Source organism: Lysinibacillus parviboronicapiens (assembly GCF_003049605.2).
Classification (GTDB): Bacteria; Bacillota; Bacilli; order Bacillales_A; family Planococcaceae; genus Lysinibacillus; species Lysinibacillus parviboronicapiens.
The window spans coordinates 657341-671312 of the sequence record NZ_CP073713.1 but is presented as its reverse complement, the minus strand read 5'-3'; the positions used below and the strand labels follow the sequence as shown (position 1 = coordinate 671312).

General features: G+C 31.9%; 13 protein-coding genes. All 13 read right to left on the bottom strand.

What is annotated here, in order from left to right; all coding sequences use genetic code 11:
• Positions 1–42: 42 nt before the first annotated feature.
• The 13 genes from C9J31_RS03300 to C9J31_RS03240 all read right to left on the bottom strand — a co-directional run bounded on the left by C9J31_RS03300 (position 43) and on the right by C9J31_RS03240 (position 13963).
• Positions 43–1179 (bottom strand): aminotransferase class I/II-fold pyridoxal phosphate-dependent enzyme, encoded by a 1137-nt coding sequence (locus C9J31_RS03300; RefSeq protein ID WP_107923627.1) that lies wholly within the window; start codon positions 1177–1179, stop codon positions 43–45.
• 25 nt (positions 1180–1204) lie between these two features.
• Positions 1205–1831, bottom strand: coding sequence for an acetyltransferase (locus C9J31_RS03295; protein WP_054767400.1), 627 nt, complete (start codon positions 1829–1831; stop codon positions 1205–1207).
• Positions 1828–2424, bottom strand: a complete 597-nt coding sequence (locus tag C9J31_RS03290; RefSeq protein WP_107947476.1) for a sugar transferase — start codon at positions 2422–2424, stop codon at positions 1828–1830. Before C9J31_RS03290 ends, C9J31_RS03295 begins: the two co-directional genes overlap by 4 nt.
• A 40-nt stretch (positions 2425–2464) precedes the next feature.
• Positions 2465–3589 carry a glycosyltransferase family 4 protein gene (locus C9J31_RS03285; RefSeq protein ID WP_235616198.1) on the bottom strand — a complete coding sequence of 375 codons (1125 nt, stop codon included), beginning with the start codon at positions 3587–3589 and terminating at the stop codon, positions 2465–2467.
• 29 nt (positions 3590–3618) lie between these two features.
• A complete protein-coding gene (locus tag C9J31_RS03280) occupies positions 3619–4800 on the bottom strand; it encodes a hypothetical protein (protein WP_107947478.1) in 1182 nt (393 codons plus the stop codon).
• 123 nt (positions 4801–4923) lie between these two features.
• Positions 4924–5991, bottom strand: coding sequence for a glycosyltransferase (locus C9J31_RS03275; RefSeq protein ID WP_107923630.1), 1068 nt, complete (start codon positions 5989–5991; stop codon positions 4924–4926).
• A 51-nt stretch (positions 5992–6042) separates the two neighbouring features.
• The gene (locus C9J31_RS03270) at positions 6043–7296 is read right to left on the bottom strand and encodes an O-antigen translocase (protein WP_107923631.1); all 1254 of its coding nucleotides are present in this window, start codon (positions 7294–7296) and stop codon (positions 6043–6045) included.
• Positions 7297–7307: 11 nt separating this feature from the next.
• Positions 7308–8402, bottom strand: a complete 1095-nt coding sequence (locus C9J31_RS03265; RefSeq protein WP_107923632.1) for a DegT/DnrJ/EryC1/StrS family aminotransferase — start codon at positions 8400–8402, stop codon at positions 7308–7310.
• Positions 8399–9370 (bottom strand): GNAT family N-acetyltransferase, encoded by a 972-nt coding sequence (locus C9J31_RS03260; protein WP_107947480.1) that lies wholly within the window; start codon positions 9368–9370, stop codon positions 8399–8401. Before C9J31_RS03260 ends, C9J31_RS03265 begins: the two co-directional genes overlap by 4 nt.
• Positions 9371–9380: 10 nt before the next feature.
• Positions 9381–10223 (bottom strand): GNAT family N-acetyltransferase, encoded by an 843-nt coding sequence (locus C9J31_RS23505; protein WP_107923634.1) that lies wholly within the window; start codon positions 10221–10223, stop codon positions 9381–9383.
• A complete protein-coding gene (gene rfbB, locus C9J31_RS03250; RefSeq protein WP_107947482.1) occupies positions 10213–11247 on the bottom strand; it encodes a dTDP-glucose 4,6-dehydratase in 1035 nt (344 codons plus the stop codon). The genes C9J31_RS23505 and rfbB overlap by 11 nt, the downstream gene beginning before the upstream one ends.
• Positions 11248–11249: 2 nt before the next feature.
• Positions 11250–12137 carry a glucose-1-phosphate thymidylyltransferase RfbA gene (gene rfbA / locus C9J31_RS03245; protein WP_107947484.1) on the bottom strand — a complete coding sequence of 296 codons (888 nt, stop codon included), beginning with the start codon at positions 12135–12137 and terminating at the stop codon, positions 11250–11252.
• Entirely contained in the window at positions 12134–13963 is a 1830-nt protein-coding gene (locus C9J31_RS03240; RefSeq protein WP_107923637.1) for a polysaccharide biosynthesis protein, read from the bottom strand. The genes rfbA and C9J31_RS03240 overlap by 4 nt, the downstream gene beginning before the upstream one ends.
• Positions 13964–13972: the final 9 nt, after the last annotated feature.

The following is a 13972-nucleotide window of genomic DNA, read 5'->3' as shown; positions in this document are numbered from 1 at the left end:
AAATGAAAGTCTACTTATTAAATTTAAGTAGACTTAGAATTATTAGATATTTGCTAAAATAAGATCGATCACACGTCTTTGCTCTTCCACGGTCATTTTAGTATCCGAAGGCAAACAAATACCTTTTTCAAATAATTGCTCACTCACAATTTCATTTTCACCGTGAGAATAGAATTGACATCCCTCAAACAATGGTTGTAAATGGAGTGGTTTCCATACAGGACGTGCTTCAATATTTGCCTCATTCAGCTTATCAATTAAATCATATGGTGAAATGGCTATTTTCTCTGGATTTAAAGTCAATGTAGATAACCAACGATTTGAAAATGTACCTTCAAGCTCTGGCATCATTGTTAAGCCGTCGAATTCTGAGAAAGCCTTTGCGTAATGTTCAAAGATTGCACGTTTTTGTGCCACACGTTCATCCAATACCTCCAGTTGTCCGCGACCAATACCAGCAACAACATTACTCATACGGTAATTGTAACCAACAACACTATGTTGGTAATGCTTTGCTGCATCACGAGCTTGAGTAGCAAGAAATCTCGCACGATTCAAAGCTTCAACATTATTTGATACTAGCATACCGCCACCAGAAGTAGTAATAATTTTATTACCGTTAAATGAGAAAATACTAAATTGACCAAATGTCCCACTTTTCTTCCCTTTATAGGATGAACCAAGTGATTCAGCAGCATCTTCCACTACAGGAACTCCATAAGAATCACAAATCGCTAAAAGTTCATCCATCTTTGCACTTTGACCATATAAATTAACAATAATGACGGCTTTAGGCAATTTTCCTTCAGCTTGTGCATCTTCAAACGCTCTTGCTAAAGCTTGCGGAGACATATTCCAAGTATCCCATTCAGAGTCGATAAAGACTGGCTTTGCTCCTCGATACAAAATTGGATTCGCACTTGCAATAAACGTTAATGTCGAACAAAAAACAGTATCATCACGTTCAACACCAACTAAGTTTAATGCCAAGTCAATTGCTGCTGTTCCCGAACTAACTGCTGCCGCTCCATTTACCTCCACATATTTAGCAAGTTCTTGTTCAAATCCATCCACATTTGCACCAAGTGGGGCAATCCAGTTAGTATCAAAAGCCTCTTGAACATATTTTTGCTCATGTCCACTCATATGAGGGGATGATAATAAAATTCGTTGTGTCATGCTACATGCCTTCTCTCAAAGATTTTCATTCATGAAATTTAATTGGTATCGCTGGTGTACCAACTGCTGTACAATTAGCTGGTAAATCTTTTACTACCACAGCGCCAGCACCAACAGTTGTCCAGCATTCAATTTTCACCAAAGGGATTACAGAACTACTTGCTCCCAAATGCACACCCTCGGCTATTTTTACACCACCAGTAATAACACTTGCTGGTGAAATATGCACAAACTTTTCTACTAGACAATCATGTTCTATCACAGCATTCGTATTAATAATACTATGCATACCTACACAAACATCTGCATTTATAATTGCACCAGGCATTACTACAGTCCCATTCTCTATTACAGCACTTGGACTTACTAAAGCAGATGGATGAAGGCATGTAATATATCTATCTTTTGAAATATTTAATCTTGAAACCACTTCTTTGCGAACCTTATTATTACCAATTGCAATAATAACTTTTACTTTCTTATCTTTCAAAAGTTCATTTAAATACATAATAGGTCCCTTGATAATTTTATTCTCTGTAAATACATCAATATATTTATCATCTAAGATACCTACAATATGGTCACCATTAGCTAAGATAATATCTTTAATTACTTTAGCATGACCGCTATCCCCAATAAGTACAATTTTCATAACGAATCACTACCCTTGAATTTTGTCATGGTTGCTTGACCTTCTTGGCTAATACCTTCTGAGACAAATACTTTTTTCACTGTCAGTAATAGTATTTTAAAATCTAACCTTATTGATTGATTTTCCACATACCATACATCATATTCAAACTTTTGCTCCCATGATATTGCGTTACGTCCATTCACCTGCGCCCAACCTGTTATTCCTGGGCGTACTTCATGCCTCTGTGCTTGTCTTTCATTATAAAGTGGCAAATATTCTACTAAAAGTGGACGTGGACCAACAAAGCTCATATCCCCCTTAAGTACATTCCATAATTGTGGTAATTCATCTAAGCTTAACTTTCGTAATAGTTTACCGAATGACGTTAAGCGGATTTCATCTGATAAAAGTTCTCCATTTCCGCCTCTTTCATCGGTCATTGTACGAAATTTATAAACATAAAAAACTGTTCCATTTAAACCTGGTCTAGGTTGTTTAAAGATCGCAGGAGAACCTAGTCTTACTCTTACACAAACCCATATAATTAAGATGACCCAGCTAAAAACAATAAGTAGAAAAAAACTAATACAAAAATCTATTAGTCGTTTCATTGAATTATATCAACCTTCTCTTTCCGCCAAAATTATTAAACTACAATAATTTAGAATATATGTTTTCCATATCCTTCAAAACATTATTAATACTATATTTTTCAATTTTTATTTTGGCATTATGTCCAAATTCATATCGCATTTCTTCATTTTCAGCTAACTCAATTATGCTTTTTATTAAATTCTCGCTATCGTCAAGATCTACTAGAAACCCAGTTTGCTCATTCGATACTAAATCTGCAGATCCTCTTATATTTGTACTAATAATCGGCTTACCTACTGCCATTCCTTCCATTAAACAGCGGGGTAACCCTTCTTGTTTCGAAACAAGAGTTATTATATCTGAAGCACTAATTATTTTAGGTACATCCGTTCTATATCCTAATAAATGTACATTTGATATGTCATGTTCATTTATAAAAGTTTTAATTTTTTCTTCATCTGGACCTTTACCAACAAACACCAAATGAACATTTTGAGCTTTTGATATAATACTTCCCCAATTTTCCAATAAAAAAAATTGGTTTTTTCTCTTGCTAAGTTCTGCTACGCAAGTAATTAATACAGCATCATTTTCTAGCTTCAGCTCAGTTTTTAAGAAGTTATCACCTTCAGGATTATTCACTTTATACTCTTTTAAATCTACACCTACACCATTCACAAAAAATAAATCTTCATTTTTCTTGAAACCTAGCCTCTCACCTGATATGAAATCTTCCTTATTCATAACAATAAGTGCATCTGTCCATTTTGCCGCTAGTTTCTCAGCAGGATAAAAAGCTAACCAATTTTTTGTACTAGATCCTTTAAAAAAATGAAATCCATGAGCAGTATAGACAATTTTTCCTTGTTGAGCTTTCTTAGCAGCATATCTAATCAAAAAAGAAGCAGTTGGCGTATGTACATGAATCAAATCGAAATAATGAGTAGAAAATAACTTTTTCAGTTGTTTATAGGCGTTAATATTTCTACGTGATAATGGTAGACGTTCAAAATCAATATCGTGACAGATAACGCCCATCTCTTCTATTTCAGCTTTCCTTCCCAAGCTATTGCTTCCAACCGCATGTACTTCATAACCTTTTTCCTGAAACCATTTCATGAAAGGTCTATGAAATGCTGTTAAATGTTGATAAACTGATGCTCCAAATAAGATTTTTTTCAATTTATATAACACTTCCTAGTGAATGAATTTTAAATTTGTTTTAAATTCATTTGTTTTCTTTTCCTGATAGCAAATAAATACTCACCATAATACTTTGAAAAAACAATAAGTAGTGGCAGCCAACCAACGATTCTTAATCTTGATGAAGTGCCTATATTATCGTTAGAAATACTTATTAACAGAAACCAAATTACACTCTGTATAATTAGATATTTTTCTATGTTCGAAAACATTTTTCTTCTTCTAAATAAAAAAATGCTAATTACCAAAAATACAGATCCTTCTGTCAACATAAGTATTAAAGTTGATCCTCCAGTAATCTGCCATGGCAAAGGTCCAATAAAATTACTTATAAAACTATACAGATAGTTAACATAAAACATTATCATATTAGATTGATCTAAAGAGATTCCCATTTGACTCCCCCCTGCATCGAGAGAAGATTGTCTGTATAATAAAGCATCACTAAGAGAAAGGTTCACTATTGGGAATTTTACATTCTTTAAAAATATATAAAATATGGTAAAACCAAATATGAAAATATAAGTATACTTTTTTAATCTAATTTTATTTTTATTGGTTAATTTTATTAGTAAGTAAACTGTTGATCCTAGTAAAAAACTAAGTAAAGCATATTTTCGATATCCCCCCAACATAAACATAGTTAATATAAATAATATGATATTTATTATTTTCGGATATTTTCCGTTTTCAATAAAAATATTAATAAATAAATACATACACCAAAGGAAATAAAAATAAATCCAAATATCACGATACAAGGAAATTGTCGTGTTCAAAATTAAACTAGGGTAAAATGTAAGTAAAATCAGTAAAATCCACGAGGAAATCCAATATATTGCTTTTCTTTTTATAATTTTTTTTAGTATTAATAATGAGACAATCACAAGACCTAGATTAGCAAAATAATTAAAAATACGTAATAAATATACGCTATCAGTATTAAAATATTTCAATATCCATCCTAATATTACAGTATGAACGGAAGTGTATATATATGATAAATCATTTGCTATATTAGTAGCTTGTTCATAATAAAATATACCATCGTCCCCTCCACCAAATAACGGAAGGTTTATACCACCAGTATTTTGTAATAAACCTAAGAAATAGATAATTGTAGTAAGGACAAAATACATAAGACTATACCCACATATTAAAACAATTGTTTGACTTGCATTTTTATTCATACTTTAAACCTTTCTAGATTTTCTAGTATAGCTCTTATAAAACCCAATTCATATAATTGTACTTAATTAGTTTTTTAACATTTAAATAACGCTAGTAATCAAATCAACATATAAAATGAAATCTTATATGCCTTCCCATTTTTCAACAAATTTTTCAGCTATCAAAATATGATTATGTTGTTCTTCCACATATCTTCTAGATTCTAAGCTTATTTCTTTAATTTTATTTTTATTTAAAATTAACAGTTCTAATTTTGTAACTATATCTTCTACATTCGGTTCAATGTTTATAACGGGGGATTCTTTTAAATTCCATTCCCGTATACACTCATCTTCACATCCACTTAATACAATTTTCCCTTGAGCTAATGAATATAGAGCATTCATAGCATATGAATAAGAGCGGCACTGATCTATTACTATGTGGGTTCTTTTTATAGCCTCTAAATATTCTTCTAAAGGTAGAAATTCTGCACTTATCACTTCTACCTCATTCGGATAACGCTTACTAATGATATTAAGAGCCTCATTAATAAACTCACTTCCTTTACCAATTGGTCTATTGGATGCATGATAAATCACTATTTTCCCATCTAAACACAATTGTTCACATATGATTTTCTTAGTATTTATAGGGAAAGGAATTGTTTCACATATTTTAAAACTCCATGAACTTTTCCTATATGCTTCAGCATATTCATAAGCATTAGGTATAATTAAATTAAATTTACTTAAAATTTTTTTTTGTAAAAACTTATGATAATGTTCTTCATAAGGAAGTTTTTTCCCTGTCTTTAATTCATCATCAAAGGGGGAATATTTTTTCATTCCCCCTTCTCTTATAAATTGACTAAAAACTGTATCATCCCCTGCAGCTAAACAAACAAATTTATTATTATTTTTAAAGAGCAATGGATAGTTTAATAATGTGGATTTTGGTTTAATATAGGGATTTATAAATTGAACTATATCAAAATCCATTAATTTCTTTATCTTCTTCCTATTATTTACTAGTGACTTAATTAAATTAAAAAAACTATCGGTCTGAAGGGAAATATCTACATCCCGAGCAATACTTTTTTTCCCATCCCCCGCTGAGACAATTGTAACCTCATATCCTAATTCTTCTAAACCTTCTTTTAAATTAGTGTGTAACCCACTAAATTCTCCAAATAGTAATATCTTTTTCATGAGTCCTCCAGTGATTGCATTTCATTAATATAGTTATCCCAAGAAGAATTCTTAATGTTTAAGAAAAACAAATCGTCTAAATAGTATTAGCATTACTATTAAGTATACAAAATAATTTAGTGCATAGGCCTGTACCACTCCTTGCAGTCCATTACACATTGTAAGAAACAGGGTAAGTAGATAAAATAATAGAGAAAAAATTACCTCAGTAATTATAAACGTCTTAGTCATACTTTTTGCAATCATTAGATAAGCTAGTGTCCAACTACACATTTTAAAGAAATCTCCGAGTAGTTGATAAAAGAATAACTCTCTCATTGGATAGAAATCTTTTGTAAAAAGAATTGCAACAATAAAATCTCTCAATAAATATATTGCAAAAGCAGTTACCAATACAAATGGAATAATTATTTTATAACCCGATAGTATTTCTTTACGTATTTCAGCTTTATCCGTTAGCTCAGATAATCTTGGTAAGTAGTACGTTGAAAGAGCTGTAGTTATAACCATTAAATACATTGTCGAAATCATCCACACTGATTGCCAATAGCCAGCTTCTTTTAATGAGAACCCCTCAGTTAAATGATTTCTTATAGCTATCTGTGTAGCGGAAACACAAATAACCGAAACAATTGACATTATAGAAAATGCTAAAAGTGTTTTATAATATTCACTTGAACTGTTTTTTTGCCATTTAAATTGAATATTTAACTTTTTCACTGCAGTCGGTAATGAAATAAATAACAATAGTGCCTGTACAACAATCATTGCTAGTAAGGCACCCCAAAGATTATATTTCACAGTTAAAATTGTTGTGAAAACAAGTGATAATATACTTCCGGTAATATTAACAGTTATAAATAACCTGATTTCTTTTAGCCCATTAATAATTGATAAAATGATTGTATTTAATCCAATAAGCCATAAAGTCCCACCTAATACCTTAAATAAAACATGATATTGTTCTGTTTGAAACATCTTTTCAGAAATAAAATGACTTCCTATAATAAGTACTAAACCTATTATTATTGAAACGAGTAAAGTAATTTTTATAGCAACACTAATATACGCATCTCTTTTTTGAGAATCTTTTTCATTATATTCAGCAACATATTTTGTAACACCTGCGTTAATAGCACCATTACCGAGTGTGGTTACGACAGTTAAAAAATTTTGAAACTGTCCTATTAAAGCAATACCAGCGGGACCTATATAAATTGCAATTACTTTATTTATAACAAGATTTGATGCTAGTTTGATAAAAGTTGAAATAGCTGATAATAAACTTGTTTTCAAAAAATTCATAATATTACCAACTATCCTTCGTAACTATTTACAATTTTAATTACTTTCCACATTTCTTCCTCTGATTGCACAGGAGAAATTGGGAGACTGATAATTTCAGAATGAATTTGCTCTGATTTTGGATAACTTAACTTATTCCATTCACTATAGGCGACCTGTTGATGTGGTGGAATTGGATAATGAATAATCGTTTGGATACCTTTATCTGATAGAAATTGTTGAAATTTCCCTCTATTTTCAACTCTAACTGTAAATACATGCCAAACACACTCTGCTTTATGTTGCGGAATACTTGGTAATTTAATGAGGGGATTTTTGATGTACTCTAAATACATTTCGGCTAAATGACGACGCATTATATTTTCTTGTTCTAAATTGGGTAATTTAACTCGTAGAAAAGCGGCCTGCATCTCATCTAATCTGTGATTAAAGCCCTTATAAATATTTTCATATTTCTTATGTGAGCCATAGTTTCGGTATGCTCTTAATGTTTCTGCTAAAGCATCATCATTTGTTGTAATCGCTCCAGCGTCCCCTAAAGCACCTAAATTCTTTCCTGGGTAAAAGCTAAAGCCGGCTGCATCACCTAAATTCCCTACGCGTTTCTCATTATACTTTGCCCCATGCGCTTGAGCTGCATCCTCAATAACTTTCAAATTGTATTTAGTGGCTAACTCTAATACATGTGACATCTCTACAACACGACCATAAAGATGAACAACTAAGATTGCTTTCGTATTTGGAGAAATTTTTTCTTCTATTAACATCGGATTAATATTACATGTTTCAAGACTCGGTTCAACTAAAATTGGTGTTGCTCCTACTTGAGAAATAGCAAGTATAGAGGCTATATATGTATTTGAAGGCACAATGACTTCATCGCCTTCACCAATTTCATATGCTTGTAATATTAATTTCAATGCATCTAAACCATTACTTACACCGATACAATGCTTTGTACCACAGTATGCAGCAAATTCTTGCTCAAAAGCCTCAACTTCTTCACCAGAAATATACCAGCCGCTATCAATAACACGAGCCGCCGCTTGCTTTAATTCTTCTTCATATTGATTATTTATCTTTTTTATATCTAGAAATGAAATCATCTTAATACCTCATGTATATAATATTCGTATTGATTATATAGAACTGTTCTTGCACCAAAACCTTCCTTTTGGAAAATCAATCCTTCATTTAATTTATAACCATTTTGCTCAACGGAAGTTCCAAAATCAAAATATTCCATATTACTAAAAATATCATCTTGTATTAAGTAATTAAACAAATAATCTAAAGCTGATGTTTGCTTTCCTATATCATTGGATGCAATATACTGTACATGCACCACTTTTCCCACAAAATACAATAATGCACCTGCTACACATTTACCATCCAAATATATAGAAAATAGTTTTATTTGATTTGGAAATCGGTTTTTTAACATTGTTATTTCATCCAAAGTATGAACTGGATGAGTATCGTATCTATTTCCTAGATTATCTTTTAAAATATCCCAAAAATCATTATAATTAAAATCGGTTAAAATTTGAAAAGAGTAACGTTGAGATTTTTTTATACTTTTTTTTCTAGAAGAACTCATCTTTATTTTTTTGTTCAATATTATAGTTGAGGAAGCACCACAAGCGATTTTTTTTGCACCTAATCTAAATAAAGCATATTCATCTTCCTGAGAAGGTATTTCACTGTAAATATACGGAATAGGCTTATAGATTATTTTTGATACATTCTTTTTATTATATAAGTATCGGTTAAGTATCTCAAAATACTCCAATACCTCTGTCAATTTAGTCTCATTTTTTATTAGTAATCCTCCGTATGTCAACCCTTGATGAGAATAAAAAACTGAATTTTCATCTATATTCCCTGGTAATAACGCTACAATTTTATCATCTTCTTTTAATATTAACGAACAGTCATTAAATCTATCCGAATGGTAATGCATATAGCCTGCATTATGTAAAAATGTAGCATTTTTTGATTTTTCAACAAAATCATTCCATTCATCCGTATACCGATAATCCAATTGCTCCACTGTAAACTTTGAAAGTTCCATTTATCTCACCCTATAATTTGTATATCATATAACATACATTATCTTTTTCAAATTGATGTACAAATCCTATTTTTTCATATAATTTTATTGCTCTTATATTATCTTTAACTACCCTTAAATATAAATAAGTTAGATTTATATTCATTGCATATCTTATTGCATAATCCAATAAATATTTCCCATAACCTTTTCCCCAGAATTTTTTTTCAGCAATATAACCCCAATATTCTCCACAGTTTTCGTTTATATTTTTTATCCCTAAAGCACCTATAGGTTCATTATCAAGATAAATACTTTTTATATAATAATTATTTATATTTTTTAATGAAACAAACCAATTCTCTTGAGATTCTTTTGTAAAATCAGGGGTCATAGTTAGGAATTTAATTTCTGGATCGTTCAGCCAACTATAAGAGCACTCCAACGTAGCCCGGTCATATTCTCTAAATTCTAAAGTTTCTCTTTCAATCAAAGATTTAAAAACTTCATATTGCCTAATATAATCTGACTCATCATAAAAATCACTCGCCAATACCATCAAAACACAATCTTCGCTAAATTCATACATTTCATGCCAGATCATTTCTTTTACTATTAAGCCTTGATTCCGTTGATTTAAAACATATTCTTTCTTATCCTGTCCATTATCTAATAACACTTTACATGAACCACTAACACATACTAAAAACTGTTGTAACTTCTTATGAGCATGAAATCCTCTTGGCTTATCATTCATACCATAAATATAGTATACTCGTTTAATATCAAATGGAATGTTACGCTTTGCTTCAAACGAAACTAAATAACCTCTTTCATCTCCTATAGCTTGAAAATCAATTAAATCATTCTTCATTTTTCAACCCACCTTTAAAATATTTTACAATATACCAATCAATCGTTTTCACAATACCTGTTGCAAATGTTTCTTGGGGTTGCCAATTTAACTCACTTTGAATTTTATTTGAATCAATCGCATATCGAAAATCATGTCCGTGTCTATCTTCCACAAATTGTATTTGCTGTCGATAGCTTTTTTCTTTGGGTACACATTGGTCTAAATAATCACAAATGATATAAGCAATATCGATATTCGTTTTTTCATTATGTCCGCCAATTAAATACGTGTCTCCCGCTTTGCCTTGATGAAACACGGCATCAATCCCTGTACAATGATCCTTAACATAAAGCCAGTCACGTACATTTTTACCATTTCCATAAATAGGTAAATTATTTCCTTGTAATGCATTACGAATCAATTTAGGAATTAGTTTTTCATCATGTTGCTTCGGTCCATAATTATTAGAACAATTAGTCGTTACTACATTTAATCCATAGGTATGATAATAGCTTCTAACTAACATATCCGATGCTGCCTTACTTGCACTGTATGGACTATTCGGGGCATATGGTGTTTGCTCCGTAAAAAATCCTGTATCCCCTAAAGTTCCGTATACCTCATCCGTTGAAACATGGTGAAATCTAGAACTTTTAAATTGTTCTTTATAATTAAATGGAGTATTCATCCAAAAATCACGAGCGCTTTCTAATAGATTTAATGTCCCAATTACATTAGTCTCTGCAAAAATGCTTGGATTTTTTATTGAATTATCTACATGTGATTCTGCTGCAAAATGAATAACATCCGTAATATTATGTTGCTTAAAAATACGCTGTACAATCTCTTTATCTCTAATATCGCCTTTAACAAACTCATAATTCTCTAAATGAATTAAATCATCAAGATTTTTTTCATCTGCTGCATACGTAATACTATCTACATTAATAATGTTATAGTCTTGGTAGCGTTCGTTCATATATTGAATAAAGTTTGAACCTATAAAACCAAGTCCACCTGTTACTAGAATGTTTTTCTTCATGCTTATAACTCCTCGTTATTAAACGTTTCTTCTGCAATATCTAACAAATATTGACCATACTCATTTTTAAGAAGTGGCTGAGCTAATGTAATAAGCTGTTCTTTTGAAATATAGCCCATCCGATAAGCAATTTCTTCTAAACATGCGACTTTAAAACCCTGTCTTTTTTCAACAGTTTCTATAAATACTGATGCCTCTAATAATGACTCATGCGTTCCAGTATCAAGCCATGCAAAGCCTCTACCTAGAAGTTCAACTTGTAGCTTCTCTCTTTGCAAGTATACTTTATTAATATCCGTAATCTCTAATTCACCACGGCTAGAGGGTTTAATAGATTTCGCAATTTCAATGACATCATTATCGTAAAAATATAAACCTGTTGCTGCAAAGTTTGATTTAGGCTTTTGAGGCTTTTCTTCAATTGAAAGAACCCTCTGTTCACTATCAAATTCTATGACACCAAACCGTTCGGGATCCTTAACTCGATAACCGAATACAGTAGCTCCCCTCTCTCTATTTGCAACTTTTTGCAAAATAGCTGGGAATCCTTGTCCAAAGAAGATGTTATCACCCAAAATTAATGCAACTGAATCGTCACCAATAAACTCTTCGCCAATAATAAAAGCCTCTGCCAAACCATTAGGATGCTGCTGTATAGCATATTGTAAAGACAATCCAATTTCTTTCCCATCTCCTAATAATTTCTGAAACATGGACAAATCCTGTGGTGTTGAAATAATCAAAATATCTTTAACCCCTGCAAACATAAGAACTGAAAGAGGATAATAAATCATCGGTTTGTCATATATTGGAAGTATTTGTTTTGAAATTGATTTTGTTAATGGGTATAATCGAGTGCCACTACCCCCTGCTAAAATTATCCCTTTCATACTTTACTCACCTGTCTTCGATTTATTTCATTATTATTGTTAGCTGCTTTTAATAAAGCATTTTTCATTTCTTCTACTGTCATCTCAAGTAAATTCTCTACTAAAAAATTTAGTTCCAATTTCAACATTGGATTAGCTCGACCAATATGAATGCCTGGAAATACATGTTCTTCTTGGATTTCTTCTGTATTCAATAGTTCCTCATACATTTTTTCGCCTGGACGCAAACCTGTAAATACAATTTTTATTTCATCCTCTGTAAAACCAGATAAATGAATTAAATTACGTGCTAAATCTACAATCTTCACAGGCTCTCCCATATCAAGTACAAAAATTTCTCCGTTCCCTCCTAATGTACCTGCTTGTAAGACAAGTCTAGAAGCTTCTGGGATTGTCATAAAATAACGTGTCATATCAGGATGTGTTACTGTCACTGGCCCACCTGCAGCTATTTGCTTTTTAAAAAGTGGTATTACAGACCCTCTTGAGCCTAAAACATTTCCAAAGCGAACTGCTGCAAAATTTGTACTACTTCCCTTTGCTAATGTCTGTACAACCATTTCAGCAATTCGTTTTGTTGCACCCATTACATTCGGTGGATTGACAGCCTTATCGGTAGAAATCATTACAAACTTTCCAACACAAAATTCATGTGCAGCCTCAGCAATGTTTTTAGTACCAAATATATTATTTTTCACTGCCTCACATGGGTTATATTCCATTAGCGGAACATGTTTATGTGCAGCAGCGTGATAAATCACATCAGGTTTATACTGTTTTACAACTTCAAAAATTCTCTCTCTGTCTTGAATATCCGCAATAATTGGCACTAATTTTGTGAATCCCGAACTTCTTTGTTGAAGCTCCATATGAATGGTATAAATCGAATTTTCGCCATGCCCTAAAAGAATAAGTTGCTTTGGACGGAAGTTCATCACCTGACGACAAATTTCAGAACCAATGGATCCTCCTGCCCCCGTAACAAGTATAACTCTATCTGTTAACTTATTCGAAATAGCAATCATATCCAATTTTACTTCATCACGACCAAGTAAATCCTCAATTTGGACCTCTTTCATCTCGTTTACAGCAACTTTACCTGTCATAACATCTTCAATACTTGGCATTACTCTTACAGGAATATTTATTACTGCACAACTCTCATATATACTTTTTATACCAACACGACCTAAAGATGGAATCGCTATGATGATCTCATCAATACCATGCTTTGCTACAAGTCCTGGGATATCCTTTGTCGTACCACATACCGTGACATTCATCACTTTAAGCTGTTGCTTGCTCAAATCATCATCTACAAATACAACAGGCATTCGATCTGGATTTGGAGCATGTACTAAATTTCTTGCAAGCATTGTGCCACCTTGACCAGCTCCCACAATTAACACTCGCTTTAAATTAGCTGTATTTCGAAATGAATCTCTATCATTTAATACACGCAGTAAGAAGCGTGATCCTCCAATCATAATAATATGGAGCATCCATGTGATTGCCATAATACGGAAATATATATCATTTTTGATTATGTATTGCATAAGACTAGCCGTTGCAATAGAAATCGTAACCGCATAGCCAATTGTTAGTAGCTCTCGGACAGAAGCAACGCTCCACATACGATCATAAAGATGAAAGAAATATGCCGCAATGTGATGACTAAATAATAGCGTTACAGCACTAACTAAAATAACCTTATCGGAATAGCCATTGATAGTTGGGTGCAATAACCAATAGCTAAAAAATATAGCTGAAAGGACTATACAAGAGTCAATTATAAAAAATAGCATATAACGCATTTTATAACTCATACCTAGTAA

Bases quoted from the DNA above. Each gene is read 5' to 3' on its own strand.
- C9J31_RS03300 (WP_107923627.1), bottom strand. From the start codon at position 1,179: ATGACACAACGAATTTTATTATCATCCCCTCATATGAGTGGACATGAG.
- C9J31_RS03295 (WP_054767400.1), bottom strand. From the start codon at position 1,831: ATGAAAATTGTACTTATTGGGGATAGCGGTCATGCTAAAGTAATTAAA.
- C9J31_RS03290 (WP_107947476.1), bottom strand. From the start codon at position 2,424: ATGAAACGACTAATAGATTTTTGTATTAGTTTTTTTCTACTTATTGTT.
- C9J31_RS03280 (WP_107947478.1), bottom strand. From the start codon at position 4,800: ATGAATAAAAATGCAAGTCAAACAATTGTTTTAATATGTGGGTATAGT.
- C9J31_RS03275 (WP_107923630.1), bottom strand. From the start codon at position 5,991: ATGAAAAAGATATTACTATTTGGAGAATTTAGTGGGTTACACACTAAT.
- C9J31_RS03270 (WP_107923631.1), bottom strand. From the start codon at position 7,296: ATGAATTTTTTGAAAACAAGTTTATTATCAGCTATTTCAACTTTTATC.
- C9J31_RS03265 (WP_107923632.1), bottom strand. From the start codon at position 8,402: ATGATTTCATTTCTAGATATAAAAAAGATAAATAATCAATATGAAGAA.
- C9J31_RS03260 (WP_107947480.1), bottom strand. From the start codon at position 9,370: ATGGAACTTTCAAAGTTTACAGTGGAGCAATTGGATTATCGGTATACG.
- C9J31_RS23505 (WP_107923634.1), bottom strand. From the start codon at position 10,223: ATGAAGAATGATTTAATTGATTTTCAAGCTATAGGAGATGAAAGAGGT.
- rfbB (WP_107947482.1), bottom strand. From the start codon at position 11,247: ATGAAGAAAAACATTCTAGTAACAGGTGGACTTGGTTTTATAGGTTCA.
- rfbA (WP_107947484.1), bottom strand. From the start codon at position 12,137: ATGAAAGGGATAATTTTAGCAGGGGGTAGTGGCACTCGATTATACCCA.
- C9J31_RS03240 (WP_107923637.1), bottom strand. From the start codon at position 13,963: ATGAGTTATAAAATGCGTTATATGCTATTTTTTATAATTGACTCTTGT.